At 69.2% G+C, this 354-nt stretch carries 1 pseudogene; it reads right to left on the bottom strand.

The features are described 5' to 3' along the window. Positions 1–290: pseudogene (locus tag MKK84_RS33190) on the bottom strand (hypothetical protein); the annotation flags it as partial. Positions 291–354: the final 64 nt, after the last annotated feature.

Here is a 354-nt window from a genome sequence, read left to right as displayed (position 1 = left end):
GTGTACTGCGCATCGCCCTTGTAGGCGTCCTCGCTGAGCTTCAGCACCAGCTTGTCCGGGCCGGTGCCCACCGTGGTCGTCGCCGGGGCGCCGGTGCTCGCAGCCGTTCCTGGGACGGCGAATGCCTGGGGCCCGGGGTTGAGCAAGGTCAGGCTGCTGTCGGCCACAGCAACGCCGTTTACGCCGGCCACGACCTGGTACGGGTTCCGGCCGTTGCTCGGGCCGACGTCCGCGTCGTTCGAGAAGATGACGCTGACCGTGTGCGGAGCGGCGCCGACATTCCCCTGCACGGGGAGTGTGTCGTCCAGCGACCACTAGCACGCGAATATGGCCGCATTCGCGGGCAGGGTGCCG

It is taken from the genome of Methylobacterium sp. E-065 (assembly GCF_022829605.1).
In the GTDB taxonomy this organism is placed as follows: Bacteria; Pseudomonadota; Alphaproteobacteria; order Rhizobiales; family Beijerinckiaceae; genus Methylobacterium.
Note: the sequence above shows the minus strand (reverse complement) of the source record. Positions and strands in the feature narration are given on the sequence as shown.